Below are 17,848 nucleotides of genomic sequence, written 5' to 3'. Positions count from 1 at the left end.
CGCCCTCCGGAACACAGTCCGCGGCTCCACGTGGAGTGAGCGCAGGTCGGCACTCCATGTGTCGGTGGCCTTCCCGCCCGACACACCCCTGTGAGCCGGTGTGTTCAAGCTGGAGTGCATTCCGACTCTCGCGCACTAGTCGCGTTTAGCCAGTCTGTCCGTGTGTGCTCTAATCAAGAGCATGCAAGAGACCACGCTCGACGAGGGAGCCATCGCGGTCGTCGGTATCTCCCTGCGTTTTCCGGGTGCGAACACCGTGCACCGCTTCTGGTCCAACGTCGCTGCGGGCGTGGACTCCATCACCGTCCTCGACTCGGAGCAGCGCGCGAAGGCCGGCATGCCCGCGGAGGACGGCTGGCTGGCGGCGGCGGGCATCGTCGAGAACGCCGACCTCTTCGACGCCGCCTTCTTCAACTACTCGCCGCGCGAGGCCGAGCAGCTCGACCCGCAGCATCGCCTGTTCATCGAGTGCACGTGGGAGGGGCTCGAAGCCGCGGGCTACGCGGTGCGCTCGAAGCCGCTGCACGCGGGCGTGTTCGCGGGCGCGACGCTCAGCACGTACCTGCTGCGGCAGGTGCTGCCCAACATGGAGCGGCGCTCGAGTGACTTGATGGAGAGCGTGCTCGGGACGAACCCCGACTTCCTGACGACGCGTGTCGCGTACAAGCTCAACCTCACCGGGCCGGCGGTGACGGTGCAGACGGCGTGCTCCACGTCCCTCACCGCCATCCACCTCGCGTGCCAGGCGCTGCTCGCGGGTGAGTGTGACCTCGCGGTCGCCGGTGGCGCGGCGGTGCGGGCGCCCCAAATCGAGTCCTACCGCGTGCAGCAGGGCGGCATCTCCTCGACGGACGGGCGCTGCCGGACCTTCGACGAGAAGGCCTCGGGCACGGTGCCCGGCAACGGCGTCGCGGTGGTGGTGCTCAAGCGGCTCACGGACGCGCTCGCGGATGGAGACCCCATCCGCGCCGTCATCCGCGGCTCGGCCGTCAACAACGACGGCAGCGGCAAGACGGGCTTCATCGCGCCCTCGGTGTCCGGACAGGTGGCTGTCCTCGGCAGCGCGCACGCGGTGGCCGGCGTCGAGCCGCGAAGCATCTCGTACATCGAAGCCCACGGTACGGGCACCGGCCTGGGAGACCCCGTCGAAGTCACCGCGCTCAAGCAGGTCTTCCGCGGCGTGGCGCCGGGCACCGTCGGCCTCGGCTCGGTGAAGCCCAACATCGGGCACCTCGATGCCGCGGCCGGCGTGTCCGCCTTCATCCGGGCGGTGCTCGCGCTCGAGAACAAGCTGCTGCCGCCCACCGTGAACTTCACGCGGCCCAATCCCCTGCTGGAGCTGGAGGGCAGTCCCTTCTACGTCGTCAGCCAGCCGCGTCCGTGGGACGGCCCGCTCCCCCGGCGCGCGGGGGTGAGCGCCTTCGGTTTCGGCGGCACCAACACGCACGTCGTGGTCGAGGAGGCGCCGCCCCTGCCCCCCACCGACGCGCCTCGCCGACGCGAGGAACTGGTGCTCCTGTCCGCCCGCTCCGAGGCGGCCCTGGAGCGCATGTCCTCCGAGCTGGCCGGGCACCTGGGCCACGCGCCCGAGTCCCTGGCCGACGTGGCCCACACGCTCCAGGTGGGACGCAACCGCTTCGGCTGGCGGCGCTTCGTCACCGCGGGCCACAAGGACGAGGCCGCCGCGAAGCTCACCGCCACGGACGGCGACAAGGCCCGCACCGCCTTCGAAAATGCCGAGCGCCGCGGCGCCGTCTTCCTCTTCCCCGGCATGGGCGCGCAGCGGGTGAACATGGGGGCCGAGCTGCTCGCGGAGCCCGTCTTCCGCGACGCCGTCGACCGGTGCGCCGAGCAGGTCCGCCGTCACCTCGGAAGCGACCTGCGCGAGGTGATGTTCGCCGGGCCCGAGCGCTTCGACACCGCCAGCCGCGAGCTGGACCGTCCCCTGTGGACGCACGCCGCGCTGTTCACCTGTGAATGGGCGCTCGCGCAGCTGTGGCGCTCCTGGGGAGTCCAGCCCGAGGCGCTGCTCGGCCACTCGCTGGGCGAGTACGTGGCGGCGTGTCTCGCGGGCGTCTTCACGTTGGAGGAGGCGCTGGAGCTCGTCGTCGCGCGCGGCCGCATCGTGGAGCAGCTTCCGCCCGGTGGCATGACGGCGGTGCTCGCTCCGGTGGGCCAGGTGGAGCCGCTGCTTGGCCCGGCAGGGCTCTCGCTGGCCGCCATCAACGCGCCGTCGGCGTGCGTCGTCTCCGGCCCGCTGGAGGCGGTGACCGCCTTCGAGACGCTGCTCACGGGACAGGGCATCGAGTCCAAGCGGCTGCGCACCACGCGGGCCATGCACTCGGCCATGCTGGAGCCGCACCTGGCCGACTTCGCGCGCGTGGTGTCCCGCTTCTCCCTGCGCGCCCCATCGCTGCCCGTGGTGTCGAGCCTGACGGGGCGCTGGCTCACCGAGCGCGAGGCCGTGGACCCCACGTACTGGTGCCGTCACCTGCGCGAGACGGTGCGCTTCTCCGACGCGCTGGGCGTGTTGCTCGCGTCGGGAGAGCGGGCGCTCATCGAGGTGGGCCCGGGCACGGCCCTCACCTCGCTGGCGCGGCAGCATCCGGCGCGCGCCTCACAGCCGGCCATCGCCACCCTCACGGAGACGCTGTCGCGGGGCAGCCTGCTGGCGCCGCTCGGCGAAGCATGGCTCGCGGGCGTCAGCGTGGATTGGGAGCGCTTCCGCGACGGCGAGCACCGCCGCCGCGTGACGCTGCCCACGTACAGCTTCGACCGCGAGCGGTTCTGGATTGATGCGAACGAGCGCCCCCGGCAGGCCGCCGCGCCCCGGAGCGTGCGCAAGGCCGCCACGGCGGTGCCGGCTCGCGACGAAATCGAGGCGAAGCTCCTCGAGTGCTTCCGGCACGTGTTCCAACTCGACGAGGTGGGCGTCCACGATGACTTCTTCGCGCTGGGCGGCGATTCGCTCGTCGGGCTCCGGCTGTGCGCGCGCATCGAGGAGCTCTTCGGCGTACCGCTCGCGCTGAAGACGGTGTTGGAGGCGCCCACGGTGGCGCAGCTCGCGCTGCGGGTGGGCGCGCCCCGGGACGCCACCCCCGCCGCGCAGCCGGGTTGCCTCGTGAAGCTGCAGGACGGCTCGCGGGGGACGCCGCTGTTCCTCGTGCACGCGGGCAGCGGGCAGGTGCTCTTCTACCGCGAGCTGGCGCGGAGCATCGCCCCCGAGCGGACCGTCTACGGCGTCGAGTCCGCGGGACTGACCGAGGGCGTAACGCCCCACACCACGGTGGAGGAGATGGCGACGCACTACCTCGACGCCATCCGGAAGGTCCAACCCCATGGGCCGTACCTCCTCGTGGCCTCGTCCTTCGGCGGGCTCGTGGTGTACGAGATGGCCCGCCGGCTCACGGCCGAGGGACAGTCCGTTCCCCTGTGCGCGCTGCTCGACTCACCCGTACCGGGACATCGCGCGGCCTGGCTCGACGACGACGCCGAGCTGCTGTCCTTCCTCGTCCGCTACGAGGTGCCCGCGGAGCAGCTCCGCGGACTGCCGCTGGAGGAGCAGCTCCAGTTCCTCAACGAGCGGGCACGGAAGGCGGGCACCGAGCCGCTGTTCCCGAGCCTCAACCAGGCACGGCGGCAGATGGACGTGTGGCGCGCGAATGGCGCGGCCCTGCACCGCTACGTCCCCCCGCGATGGGAGGGCGGCGAGCTGCAGTACTTCCGCGCCAGCGAGCCCACGCCGGGCATCCCCGCTGACGGGGAGCTGGGCTGGCTGCGCCTGGGCGCGGTGGTTCGGATGGAGAGCGTCCCCGGCGACCACAACACCATGCTGCAGCCTCCCCATGCGGCGGGGCTCGGCGCACGGCTGGCGCGGCTGCTGCGCTGAGCCAGCCGAAGCAGGTTCCGTCGGCGATGACCACCGCCGAGGCCGAGAAATCGGGCCTCGGCGCCGCTCCCCTCTGAACCGAACGGGGCGGAGCGGTTCAGTCCGCGCCGGGACGCAGGCGCCGCTGCCGTGAGAGGCGGCGCAGGCGGTCCTCCCGGTCGGGCGTGGCCGCTGGTGCCGGAGCCTGCGAAGTTGCCGTGCCCTGGGACAGGTGCGCGGCCAGGGCTCGCACGGTGGGGAACTGGAACAGGTCCACCAGCGGCACCTTGCGTCCCACGCGCGCCTCCATCTGCACGTGCACCGCCTGGAGCAGCAGCGAGTTGCCGCCCAGGTCGAAGAAGTTGTCGCCCGCGCCCACCTCGTCCAGCTTCAGCACCTCCGCCCAGAGCTGCGCCAGCGCCTTCTCCGTGCCCTCCTCCGGCGCCATGTAGCCGCTGCTCAGCACGGGCCGGTGCGCATCCGGCACGGGCAGCGCCTTCCAGTCCGGCTTGCCGTGCGCGGTGAGGGGGATGTCGTCCATCACCACGAAGGCCGAGGGCACCGCCGGCTCCGGAAGCGAGCGCCGCAGCCACGCGCGCAGCACGTCGGCCGTCAGCGTCTCTCCCTTCGCGGGCACGACGTACGCGACGAGCCGCGTCTCGCCGGGCACGTCCTCGCGCCCCATCACCACCACCGACCGGACGCCGGGGTGCTCCGCGAGCGCCTCCCGCGCCTCCGCCGGCTCCACGCGCACGCCGCGCACCTTCACCTGCGAGTCCGCGCGCCGCAGGTACTCGAGCCGGCCGTCGCCGCGCCAGCGCACCACGTCTCCCGTCCGGTACAGCCGCTGCCCGTCGCGGAAGGGGTCGGGCACGAAGCGCTCCGCCGTCAGGTCCGGCCGGCCCGCGTAGCCGCGCGCCTGCCCCACGCCGCCCAGGCACAGCTCGCCCCAGACGCCGGGCGGCACCATGCGCCCCGACTCGTCCAGCACCCGCACCACGAGGTTGCGCAACGGCACGCCAATCAGGGGCCGCTCACCGGGACGGCATTCGCCCAGCGTGGTGCACACCGTGCTCTCCGTGGGGCCGTAGGCGTTGAGGAAGCGGCGGTCCTGGCCCCAGCGGGACACGAGGTCCGCCGTGCACGCCTCGCCCGCCGACACCAGCACCTTCAGCTCCGGCAGCGTCACGTCCGGCAGCACCGCGAGCACCGACGGCGGCAGCGTGGCCACGGTGATGCGCTCACGGACGAGCAGCTCGGCCAGGGGCTCGCCCGGGACCACCTGCTCGCGGCGCGCGAGGACCACCGTCCCGCCGCACAGCAGCGCCGGGATGATTTCCCACACCGCCGCATCGAAGCTCACCGGCGCGAACTGCAGCACCCGGCTCCCGGGCCCGAGCCCCAGCGTCTCGCGCACGAACTCCACGAGGTTGGCCAGACCCCGGTGCTCCAGCAGCACGCCCTTCGGACGCCCCGTGCTCCCCGAGGTGAAGATGACGTAGGCGAGGTTGCGAGGGGTGACGTCGTGCACGGACCGCCGAGCCTCCACGTCCACCGCTGGCACCGCGCCCTCCTCCAGTAGCAGCGTGGGGCCACGATAGGAGGGCAGCCGCGATGCGAACCGCTCGCGCGTCACCAGCAGCGATGCACGTGCACTCTCCAATACGTACGCGAGCCGCTCGGGAGGATGGTCCGGGTCCATGGGCAGGAAGGCGCCACCCGCCTCGAGGATGGCGAGCATTCCCACCACCAGGTCCAGGCTCCGCTCCAAGCACAGGCCCACCACCGCTTCGGGCCCCACGCCCCGCTGGCGCAGCACGCGGGCCAGGGCGCTGACGCGCGCGCCGAGCCCTCCGTAGGTCAGCGTCTGGCCCTCCATCTCCAGCGCCACCGCGTCAGGCGTCCTCGCCGCCTGCGCCACGAAGAGGCGGTGGATGCAGTCACCCTCGAAGGGCGCCTCGGTGCCACCCCAGGCCATCACCCGCGCCTGCTCCGCCTCGTTCATCAGCGGCAGCTCGCGCAGTCCTCGCTCGGGCCCGGCCACCACGGCTCGCAGCAGGTGCTCCAGGTGCCGGCCCAGCCGTTCGATGGTGGAGACCTCGAAGAGGTCGGTGTTGTACTCGATGGCGCCCTCCAGCCCGTCCGCCGACTCGCGCAGCGACAGCGCGAGGTCCACCTTGGCCGTCTTCGCGTCGATGTCCACGAGGCGCGACCGCAGCCCCGGTAGCGACAGCTCCGAGGCCGGCGCGTTCTGCAGGGCGAACACCACCTGGAAGACCGAGGAGCGGCTCAAGTCCCGCTGCGGGCGCAGCGCATCCACTAGTATCTCGAAGGGCACGTCCTGGTGCGCGAAGGCGCCGAGCACCGTCTCGCGCACCTGGTGCAGCAGCTCGCGAAAGCGCATCCCTTCCGTCCCGCGGACGCGCAGGGCCAGCGTGTTGACGAAGAAGCCGATGAGCCCCTCCACCTCCTTCGTCGTGCGACCCGAAATCGGCGAGCCCAGCACCATGTCCCACTGCCCGCTGTAGCGCGCCAGCAGCACGTGGAACGCCGCGAGCAGCGTCATGTAGAGCGTCACGCCCTCGCGCTGGCTCAGCTCCTTGAGCGCCGCGCTCAGCTCCGCCGGCAGGTGCACCCAGTGCCACGCGCCCTGGAACGTCTGCACCGCCGGACGCGGCTTGTCGAGCGGCAGCTCCAGCACGGCGGGGGCTCCGTCGAGCTGCGCGCGCCACCACGCGAGCTGCTCCTCCAGCACCTCGCCCTTCAGCCATTCACTCTGCCACAGCGCGTAGTCCGCGTACTGCACCGGCGGCGATTCCAGCCCCGCCTCCCGGCCCGCGACGCGAGCCGCGTAGAGCGCTCCCAGCTCGCGGCACAGCACGCTCATGGACCAGCCGTCCGCCACGATGTGGTGCAGCACCAGCACGAGCACGTGGTCCGCGTCTCCCACACGCAGCAGCGTGGCGCGAAGCGGCGGCCCGACCTCCAGGTCGAAGGGCCGGCGCGCCTCCTCGTTGCTCAGCCGGGTGACTTCCTCCTCCCGCTGTGCGTCGGGCACGCTTCGCAGGTCCACCGCCGGCAGCGGCAGCGGCACGGGGGCGCCGATGAACTGCACCGCGCCCTTCGCTCCCTGGTGGAACGTCGTCCGGAGCGACTCGTGACGCCGCACCAGCTCGGCGAGGCTCCACTCCAGCGCCGGCACGTCGAGCGCCCCCTCCAGCCTCAGCGCCAGGGGGATGTTGTAGAGCGGGCTCTCCGGCTGAAGCCGGTCGAAGAACCAGAGGCGCTGCTGCGCGAACGACAGCGGCAGCGCGTCCCCCTCCCCCTGCATGCGGACCAGCGCCTTGCGCCGCGACTCGGGGGCGCCCTTCACCAGCGCCTGCAGCCGCTCCGCCAGGGCTGCGACGGTGGGCGCCTCGAAGAGCAGGCGCACGGGCACGTCGCGGCCCAGGGCCTCCTTCAGCCGCGACACCACCTGCATGACGAGCAGTGAGTGACCTCCCCGCTCGAAGAAGTGGTCCTCGGCGCCCACGTGCCGCAGGCCCAGCAACGGCGCCCAGGTGTCGGCCACGATGCGCTCCATCGCCGTGCGCGGCGCGACGTAGCCCTCCGGAGCGGCCCTCGCGACGTCGAGCGTGGGCACGGCCGTCCCGCGCGCACCTTCGCGCGGCGCCTTCACGCGCACCGGCGTGTCGAGCCGCTCGCGAATCTCCAGCGTGCCTCCCGGCCTCCAGCGTCCCCAGACGCCGGTGCTGAACAACCTTCCTCTCCGCTCGCCGCTCAGCGGGTCCGGGACGAAGAGCTCCGGCGTCGGCACGCTCGCGAGCCTCGCGCCCCCGAGCCACAGCGCGCCCCACACTCCCACGGGCACGGGCTCCAGCGTCTCGTCGAGCACGTAGACGCGTGCCTCCGGCCTCGGCTCGTCGGGCACTTCGAGCCCTTCGGGGAGGGGCACGTTCGGCGGGTACTCCGTCCGGTAGGCGTTCCACTCCACGAGGACGAGGTGCCGCTCCGCCTCGTTCAGCAGCGGCAGCGTGCCCGGAAGGACCTCCGGGAGCGCCACGGCCGCCTCCAGCAGGCGCTGGAAGTGCTCCGCCATGCGGGCCACCGTCACCTCGTCGAAGAGGGCGACGTTGCGCTCCCAGAAGGTCGTCAGGCCGTCCTCGTCCTCGCGCACCGACAGCGCGAGGTCGAACTTCGCCATCCCCGCGTCGAAGTCCACCGCCGACGTGCTCAGGCCGGGCAGGTCGGGCGTGGGTGACGGTCCGTTCAGCGAGAAGGCCACCTGGAACAGCGGCGAGCGACTCAGGTCGCGCTCCAGCCGCAGGTCCTCCACCAGCGTCTCGAAGGGCACATCCTGATGCGCGAAGGCCCCGAGCACCGTCTCGCGCGTGTGGCGCAGCAGCTCACGGAAGCTCATCCGCTCCGTCGCGCGCAGGCGCAGCGCCAGCGTGTTGACGAAGAAGCCGATGAGGCCTTCCACCTCCTTCGCCGTGCGCCCGGAAATCGGCGAGCCCACCACCAGGTCCCACTGCGCGCTGTAGCGCGCGAGCAGCGCGTGATAGCCGGCCAGCAGCGTCATGTAGAGCGTCACGCCTTCCTGGCGGCTCAGCTCCTTGAGGCCCGCGCTCAGCTCCGGAGACAGCTTCACCGTCAACACCGCGCCGCGATACGTCTGCGACGCCGGACGAGGCCGGTCCGTCGGCAGCTCCAGCACGGCGGGCGCTCCGTCCAACTGCCCGCGCCACCACGCGAGCTGCTGTTCCAGCACGCCGCCCCTCAGCCACTCGCGCTGCCACACCGCGTAGTCGGCGTACTGCACCGGAAGCGCGGCGAGCGCTGCTTCTCCGCCCTTCACTCGGGCCGCGTAGAGCGCCTCCAGCTCGCGGCACAGCACGCCCATGGACCAGCCGTCCGCCACGATGTGGTGCAGCACCACCACCAGCACGTGCTCCGCGGCCGTCATGCGCAACAGCACCGCGCGCAGCAGGGGGCCGTGCGACAGGTCGAAGGGCGTCTGCGTCACCTCGAGCACGCGCCTCCGCATCGCGTCTTCCAGCTCCTCGCCATCCCGGGCGTCCAGCTCCTCCACCGGGACGGGTACCGTCACGTCCGGGGCGATGCGCTGCACCGGCTGGCCCTGCACCTCCGTGAACGTCGTCCGCAGCGCCTCGTGCCGGCGCACCACCTGCGCCACCGCGTGCGACAGCGCGGCCACGTCCAGCCGTCCCTTCAGCCGCAGGACGAAGGGCAGGTTGTACGCATAGCCCTCCACGTCGAGCTGCCGCAGGAACCACAGCCGCTGCTGCGCGAACGACAGCGGCAGCGCGCCCTGCCTCGCCGCCGGCACCAGCGGTGGCGCGTTGAGCTCTACTTCCCGTGCCCCCAATCCCTCCAGCCGCTCCGCGAGCGCGGCCACGGTGGGGGCCTCGAACAGCAGGCGCACGGGCACGTCGCGGCGGAGCACTTCCCGCAGCCGCGAAACCACGCGCGTCGCCAGCAGCGAGTGCCCGCCCAGTGTGAAGAAGTTGTCGTCCAGGCCCACGCGCTCGAGGCCGAGCAGCGGCGCCCAGATGCCCGCCACCACCTCCTCCATCGCCGTCCGAGGCGCGGAGGCTCCGCCCGCATTCAGTCCTTCCGCCTCCGGCGAGGGCAGCACCTTGCGGTCCACCTTCCCGTTCGCCGTCAGCGGCAGCGCGGGCAGCTTCACGAAGGCCGAGGGCACCATGAACTCCGGCAGCCCGCCCTTCATCGACTCGCGCACCTGCGACACGCTCAGTGACTGGCCCTGCTGCTCGACGAAGTACGCCACCAGTCGCTTGCCCGCGGCACCATCGCGCACCACCACGAGCCCTTCCTTCACGCCGGGGCAGCGCAGCAGCGCGGCATCCACCTCCGCCAGCTCGATGCGGTAGCCGCGCACCTTCACCTGGTTGTCGCGCCGGCCGAGGAACTCCAGCACCCCGTCCTCGCGCCAGCGCGCGAGGTCTCCGGTGCGGTACATCCGCTCTCCCGGTACCCGGCTGAAGGGGTTGGGAATGAAGCGGTCCGCCGTCACGTCCGGCTGCCGCAGGTAGCCGCGCGCGAGCCCGTCTCCGCCGATGAACAGCTCTCCAGCCACGCCCACGGGCACGGGCTCGAAGCCCGCGTCCAGCACGTACACCTGCGTGTTGCCGATGGGCCGGCCGATGGGCACCGCCGAGCCCACGTCCTCCAGCCGCGTCATCCGGTGTGTGGAGGTGAAGAGCGTGCTCTCCGTCGGGCCGTAGCAGGCCGTCACCGGGATGCGCAGCTCCTCCAGCGTCTTCCTCACGTGCGGCGCGGACACCACGTCTCCGCCCGTGAGCAACTGCCGCACGCCGCGCAGCCCCTCCATGCGCAGGTCCACCATCTGGCTGAACAGGCCCGCCGTCAGGTGCAGCAGCGTCACCCCGTGCCGCGTCAGCACCTCCGTCAGCAAATCCAAATCACTGGGCGAGCGAGGCGGGAAGACCACCAGCCTGCCCCCGAGGCACAGCGGTCCCCACACCTCCAGCGTGGAGGCGTCGAAGGAGATGGGCGCGATGAGGAGGAACGTCTCCTCTGGACCCAGCTTCGCGTAGGGCGCTCCGTACAACAGCCGCAGCACCCCCCGGTGCTCCACGGCCACACCCTTCGGGCGCCCCGTGCTTCCCGAGGTGAAGTCCACGTACGCGAGGTTCCGCCCGCCCACCGCCGCGAGCGGCGCATGTCCCGGTCGCGACTCCAGCCGCTCTTCCTCAATCAGCATCAACTCCGGCAGCGCATGCGCCGGCAACTGCCCGAGCAGCGCGCGCGTGGTGATGAGCAGGCGCGGGCGCGAGTCCTCCAGCATCTGTTCCAGGCGCTGCGCGGGATAGCTGGACTCCAGCGGAACGTACGCACCTCCCGCCTTGAGGATGGCGAGCAGCGACACAATGAGCTCCACGGAGCGGTCCAGGCACACTGACACCAACACGTCCGGCCCCACGCCCCGCTCCCGCAGCGCCCAGGCGAGCTGATTCGCCCGCGCGTCCAGTTGCGCGTACGTCAGACGCTCCTCGCCGAACTCCAGCGCCACCGCATGGGGACGCCGCGCGGCTTCCGCTTCGAAGAGGTGGTGGACGCAGGCGTCGCGCGGGAAGTCCACCGCCGTGGCGTTCCACGTCTCCAGGACGCGCTGGCGCTCGGCGGCGGGCAGCAGCGGCAGAGCCCCGAGCCGTGCGTTCGGCTCGGCCACCAGTCCGCGCAGCAGCTCCAGGAAGCAGTCCGCCATCCGGCCCACGGTGGAGGGCTCGAAGAGGTCCGCGTTGTAGATGAGCTGGCCGGCAATCGCGTCCGGCGCGGAGTCGACGAGCAGCAACTCCAAATCAAACTTGGCGACGGTGCTCGCGAAGTCCCACGGCCGCGCGGTGACGCCCGGCAGCGTCACGGTGGGCGAAGCCCCTTGCAGGGTGAAGAGCACCTGGAACAGCGGCGAGCGGCTCAAGTCACGCTCGGGGCGCAGGTGTTCCACCAGCTTCTCGAAGGGCACGTCCTGGTGCGCGAAGGCGCCGAGCACCGTCTCCTTCACCTGACGCAGCAGCGCGCGGAAGGACTCACGCGCATCCAGGCGCGCGCGCAGGGCCAGCGTGTTGACGAAGAATCCGATGAGGTCCTCCGCCTCCTTCGCCGTGCGTCCCGAAATCGGCGAGCCCACCACCACGTCCCACTGCCCGCTGTAGCGCGCCAGCAGCACCTGGAAGGCCGCGAGCAGCGTCATGTACGGCGTCACGCCCTCGCGACGGCTCAGCTCGCGCAGGCCCGCGCAGAGCTCGGGGGGCAGCTTCACCGGGAGGCTCGCGCCACGGAACGTCTGCACCGCCGGACGCGGCCTGTCTCCGGGCAACTCCAGCACCGAGGGCGCCCCCTCGAGCTGCTCATGCCACCACGCGAGCTGCTGCTGCAGCACCTCCCCCTTCAGCCAGTCGCGCTGCCATACCGCGTAGTCGGCGTACTGCACCGCGAGCGGCTTCAGCGCGGGCTCCTGCCCCTTCACGTTCGCGACGTACAGCGCTTCCAGCTCGCGGCACAGCACGTCCATGGACCAGCCATCGGCCACGATGTGGTGCACCACCAGGACGAATACGTGCTCCTCGGCCGTCACCCGCAGCAGCACCGCGTGCAGCAGGGGCCCGTGCTCCAAATCGAAGGTGCCGTGGAATGCATCCACCACGCGGCGCCGCAGCGCGTCCTCCACCGGCTCGCCATCGCGCGGCGCCAGGTCCTCCACCGGCACGGACACCGCGAGCTCCGGAGCGATGCGCTGCACCGGCTGGCCCTGCACCTCCGTGAACGTGGTGCGTAGCGCCTCGTGCCGGCGCACCACCTGCGCCACCGCGCGCTCCAGGGCCGCCACGTCCAGCCGTCCCGTGAGTCGCAGGACGAAGGGCAGGTTGTACGTGGCTCCACCCGTGTCCAGCTGCCCCAGGAACCACAGGCGCTGCTGCGCGAAGGACAGCGGCAGCTCGCCCTCTCGGGGCGCGGGCAGCAGCGGCGGACGGCTCGGTGGCGGCGCGCTTCGAGCCAGCTCGCGCAGTTGCCCCGTGAGCCCGGCCACCGTGGGCGACTCGAACAGCAGGCGCACCGGAACCTCTCGGCCCAGCACCTCGCGCAGCCGGGACACCACGCGCGTCGCCAGCAGCGAGTGCCCGCCCATCGCGAAGAAGTCGTCTCGCACACCGACGGGACGGACGCCCAGCACCTCTTCCCAGACCTGCACCAACTGCCGCTCCAGCGTGGTGCGCGGGGCCTCGTAGCCACTGCCCAGCTCCTCGCGGCTGAAGTCCGGAACCGGCAGCGCCTTGCGGTCCACCTTCCCGGTGGGCGCCAGCGGCAGCGCCTCCAGCCGCATCAGCACCGACGGCACCATGTACTCCGGCAAGCGTCGTCCGAGCTGCCGCTTGAGCGCCTCGGCATCCCACGCCGCGTCCGCCCCCAGCACCACGTAGCCCACCAGCCGTTTCGCGCCGGCATCCGCGTCCTTCACCACCACCGCGGCATCCTTCACGCCCGGCAGCGCTCGCAGCGCCACCTCCACCTCGCCCAACTCAATCCGGAAGCCGCGCACCTTCACCTGGCCATCCAGGCGGCCGAGGAACTCCAGGCTGCCATCCGCCAACCAGCGCGCCTTGTCGCCCGTCCGGTACACCCGGGCTCCGGGCTGCCCGCTCAGCACATCCGGGAGGAAGCGCTCCGCCGTGAGCTCCGGCCGGTCGTGGTAGCCATGCGCGACGCTCGCGCCGCCGACGTACACCTCACCGGCCACACCCACCGGGCACGGCTCACCGCGCTCGTCCAGGACGTAGACCTGCACGTTGTGGATGGGAGCACCGATGGGCGGCAGCGCCGGCCACGTCGACGGCGCGCCCTTCGCGCGCCAGGCCGTCACCACGTGCGCTTCGGAGGGACCGTACTGGTTCTCCAGCACGCACCCGGGCAGCCGCTCGAAGACGGACACCAGGGCGGGCGTCACGTGGAGCTGCTCTCCCGCCGTCACCACTTCCTTCAGCGGAGGAAGCTGCGCCTCCCCCTGCGCTGCCTCGCAGAAGGCCTGCAGCGCGACGAAGGGCAGATAGAGCCGACCGACCTGGTGCTCGCGCATGAAGCGCAGCATGGCCAGCGGGTCCCTCCGCGCCTCCGCGCTGACGAGCAGCACGCGGCCTCCAAGGAACCACGTGCCGAACAGCTCCTGGAAGGACACGTCGAAGTTCAGCGACGCGAACTGGAGCGTCGTCGCCGCCGGGTCCACCGTGCGCGACAGCAGCCAGCGCATCTGGTTGCCGATGGCCCGGTGGGACATGACGATGCCCTTGGGCCGGCCCGTGCTCCCGGACGTGTAGACGAAGTAGCAGTGGGTTTCGGGCGACAGCGGCAGCTTCAGCGCGTGCGTGGGCCGCGCGCCGATGCGCTCCGCCTCGTCCTCCAGCCGCACCACGCGCGCCTGGAGATTGCGCGGCAGTGCCTCCTCCAGCCCTCCCTGCACCAGCACCACCGGCGCGCCCGTGTCCTCCAGCATCTGCACCAGGCGCTCGGCCGGGTAGCTCGCGTCCAGGGGAAGGAAGGCGGCTCCCGCCTTGAGCGTGGCCAGCACCGCCACCGGCATTCGCAGGCTGCTGCGCTCCAGGCACAGCCCGACCGTGCCGCACGGCTTCACGCCCAGCGCCACCAGGTGGTGCGCGAACTGGTTCGCCTGGGCCTCGAGCTGCGCGTACGTCAGCGACTCGCGCCCGTCCGTCACCGCCACCGCGTGCGGCGTGCGCGCCACCTGCGCTTCCACCCACTCGTGCATCAGGCCCGGCGCGTACGTGGAGTCGATGCTGCCACTCCACTCCTTCACGAGCCGACCGCGCTCCTCCGCACCCAGCAACGGCAGCTCGACGACGCGCGTCTCCGGCCGCGCCAGCGCCGCGCCCAGGAGGTGAAGGTAGTGCTCCGCCAGCCGGCGCACCGTCGCCGCGTCGAAGAGGGCCGTGCTGTACTCCCAGACGCACACCCAGCCGTCCGCCGTCTCTCGCAGGAACAGCGTCAGGTCGAACTTCGAGACGCCGGGCTCGAAGTCCACCTCCTCCGTCCGCACCCCATCCAGCCGCACCAGCGGCGGCGCGCTCTGCAGGACGAACATCACCTGGAACAGCGGAGAGCGACTGAGGTCGCGCACGGGCTGCAGCGCGTCCACCAGCGTCTCGAAGGGTACGTCCTGGTGCGCGTACGCCCCGAGGCACGTCTGGCGCACGCGGCCCAGCAGACTCCGGAAGCTCTCCTCCACCTCCACGTCCACGCGCAGCGCCAGCGTGTTCGCGAAGAAGCCGATGAGCCCTTCCAGCTCGCCCCGGTTGCGTCCCGAAATCGGCGTGCCCACCACCACGTCACGCTGCCCGCTGTAGCGCGCCAGCAGCGCCTGGAAGCCCGCGAGCAGCAGCATGAAGGGCGTCACCGCCTCCTGCCGGCTGCGCTCCAGCGCCGCGCGCATCAACTCCGCGGGCATGGGCACGTGCAGCACCGCGCCGTGGATGGACTGCACCGGCGGACGCTGCCGGTCCAACGGGAGCTCCAGCATCGGCGACGCTCCCGCCAGCTTCTCCTTCCACCAGGCGAGCTGCTCATCCAGCACCTCGCCCTTCAGCCACCCGCGCTGCCACAGCGAGTAGTCCACGTACTGCACCGGCAGGGGCCGGAGCACGGGCACGGCGCCGGAGTGGAACGCGGCGTACAGCTCGCGCAGCTCCCGCTCCATCACGCTCAGCGACCAGCCGTCGCACGCGATGTGGTGCAGCGAGAGCAGCAGCACGTGCTCCTCCGGCTCCACCCGCAGCAGCCTCGCCCGCAGCAGCGGGCCCGACTCCAAGTCGAAGGGGAGCCGCGCCTCCTCCTCCGCGCGCCGCACCACCTCGCGCTCGCGCGCCTCGCGCGGCAACGACTCCAGCGAGTCCACCGGAAGCGGCACCGCGGTGTCAGATGCAATCACCTGCGAAGGCTGCCCATTCACTTCCGCGAACGTCGTCCGCAGCGCCTCGTGCCGGCGCACCACCTCAGCCAGCGCGCGCTCCAGCGAGGCCACGTCCAGCGGCCCCTTCAGCCGCGCGAAGAAGGGCGCGTTGTACGCGTAGCCCTTCGGGTCCAGCTGCGCGAGGAACCACATGCGCTGCTGCGCGAAGGACAGCGGCGTCGCCTCGCCTCTGGGCGCGGGCACCACCGGGGGCGGCCTGCGGCTCCGGGAGGCCGTGGGCTTCGGCTCGTGCGCGCTCATGTCGGGACCTCTTCGTGTCGTGTCTGGGGGGAATACTGAAAGTGAAAGGCCCCGCCGAGGCTCCGGCCGTCATCGGCGGAGCTTCGCGGGGCCTGGGCGGCACCCTGCGGTGCCACGAGGACTGCGCCCGTCATGGCGGCGACACGGCTCAGGCCGCCGGCATGGAGCCGCCCTGCTCGCGCAGCAGCTCCTCGCACAGCGCGGCCACGTGCTCCAACGTGTTGAACAGGTCCACCATGGAGAGCTGGACGCCCAGGTCCTTCTCGATGCGGTTGGCGAGCATCGTCGCCATCAGCGAGTTGCCTCCCACCTCCAGGAAGTGGTCCTCCGGGCGGACGGCCTCCACCCCGAGCAGCTCGCGCCAGTAGCTGGACAGCCGCTCCATCAGCGGAGCGATGAGTTGGTCGTTGCTCACGTTGTCACTCCTCACCGCTCGGCGGCACCACTCAGGCCTGCTTCGCGGACAGCTCCTTCAGCCGCTCCCTCAGCAGGTACTTGCGAATCTTCCCCGAGGGCGTCTTCGGCATCTCCTCGACGACCTCCAGGCGGTCCGGCCAGTACTGGTTGGACATGCCCAGCCCCTTGAGGTGGTTGCGCAATTCCGCCAGCGTCGGCGCCTCCTCGCGGGGCACCACCACCGCGCACACCCGCTCGCCACCGATGCGGTCGTCGGAGTGGCCCACCACCGCCACCTCCTTCACCTTCGGGTGCGAGTAGAGCGCCGACTCCACCTCGACGACGGGAATCTTCTGGCCGTACCGGAAGATGACGTCCTTCAGCCGCCCGACGATGCGGATGCCGCCCCGGCCGTCATCCCGCGCGAGGTCTCCGGTGTCGAACCAGCCGTCCGCGTCCACGCACGCGGCATAGAGGTCCTCGCGCTTGAAGTAGCCCAGGCACTGGCTGGCGCCGCGCACCAGCAGCCGGCCCGTCCCCTCCGGGTAGGGCGTGCCGTCCTCGGCCAGCGCGGGGACGATTTTCACTTCCATCCACTCCACGGGGCGCCCATCGCTGCTCGACGGCCACTCCGGCGGGTCCTCGCGGCGCGTTATCGTCACCGCGCCGTTCTCCGTCATGCCCCAGAGTGTATGTAATTGAACACCGAAGTCCTCACGCACCGCGGCGATGAGGTGCGGCGGCACGGGGATGGAGCCCGTCGCGAGCCGGCGTAACGACGACGTGTCGCGTCCGTGTTTACGCTTCGCGGCAATCACATTCATGATGTACGTGGGAATCCCGTACATGAACGTGACGCGGTGCTCCTCGATGAGACGCAGCGTCAATTCCGGGTCCCCCACGTCCATGTAGACGGCGGTGGCCCCGAGGAGGACGGGCATCAGGTAGAGGTACGTGAAGCCGCTCGACGCGGTGAGCAGCGACGGCAGCGACACCACGTCGTCGTTGCGCAGCGCCATGGTGTCACTCAGCGCGCGGGTGATGCCGTAGTTCGTGTTGTGCGAGTGGATGACGCCCTTGGGCTCGCCCGTCGTACCGGACGTGTAGAGGACGTTGCACAGGTCGTCCGCGCGCGCCTCCAATTCGTCCAGCACGCTCTTCGGACGCTCATCCTCCCAGCGGCGTTGGATGAAGTGTGTGTCGAAATCCAACTCACCCTCTTCACGCGGTGTCTGGGTATCGAGTCCGATGAGAACGCGATGTTTCAACGTGGGCAGCGCGCGAGCCAATTCACGCGCCATGTCACGGTGCGAATGCCCCGTCCAGCTCGCGGGCCCGACGTAGACGGACGCCTCCGTGCGGCCGAGGATGAACTCCACCTCGCGGCGACGGTAGTCCGGGGGAATGGGCGCGATGACGGCGCCGATGCGCGCGCACGCGAGCGCCAGCGCGGTGAACTGCCACCAGTTCGGAAGCTGCACCGCCACGAGCTGCCCGCGGCCCACGCCCAGCTCCAGCAGCGCGCAGGCGAAACGCTCGGTGTATTGCCCCAGCTCCGCGTATGTCAGCTTCGTGACGTCCTTCGCGAAGTAACGGGCTGCGACAATCGCTGTTTTATTCGGGTGGGACTGGATGGCACGGCGCAGATCGTCGAGCACCGTCTCATCACGCCACCAACCCCTGCCGCGATACAGCGCGCCCTTCTCCAGTGCCGAGCCCTTGCCGATACCTCCCGCCATCTCGCGCATGCTCCCTGGAATGTGGGCCGACGCGGCCGCGCGCGACCATAGCTTTCACCT

4 protein-coding genes are annotated in these 17,848 nt (G+C 71.4%); 1 reads left to right on the top strand and 3 read right to left on the bottom strand.

What is annotated here, in order from left to right; genetic code table 11:
- The first annotated feature begins 181 nt into the window (after positions 1-181).
- Positions 182-3,889: a type I polyketide synthase gene (locus ACVTJA_RS09705; RefSeq protein ID WP_465835813.1), complete on the top strand. Its 3,708-nt coding sequence runs from the start codon at positions 182-184 to the stop codon at positions 3,887-3,889.
- Between the two features lie 97 nt (positions 3,890-3,986).
- Here ACVTJA_RS09705 and ACVTJA_RS09700 read toward each other — a convergent pair whose 3' ends face one another.
- The 3 genes from ACVTJA_RS09700 to ACVTJA_RS09690 form a co-directional block, all read right to left on the bottom strand.
- Positions 3,987-15,653 carry an amino acid adenylation domain-containing protein gene (locus ACVTJA_RS09700; protein WP_465835812.1) on the bottom strand — a complete coding sequence of 3,889 codons (11,667 nt, stop codon included), beginning with the start codon at positions 15,651-15,653 and terminating at the stop codon, positions 3,987-3,989.
- Between the two features lie 148 nt (positions 15,654-15,801).
- A complete protein-coding gene (locus ACVTJA_RS09695; RefSeq protein WP_465835810.1) occupies positions 15,802-16,068 on the bottom strand; it encodes a phosphopantetheine-binding protein in 267 nt (88 codons plus the stop codon).
- A 31-nt stretch (positions 16,069-16,099) separates the two neighbouring features.
- A complete protein-coding gene (locus ACVTJA_RS09690) occupies positions 16,100-17,788 on the bottom strand; it encodes an AMP-binding protein (protein WP_465840347.1) in 1,689 nt (562 codons plus the stop codon).
- Positions 17,789-17,848: the final 60 nt, after the last annotated feature.

It is taken from the genome of Pyxidicoccus sp. M6 (assembly GCF_055568925.1).
Note: the sequence above shows the minus strand (reverse complement) of the source record. Positions and strands in the feature narration are given on the sequence as shown.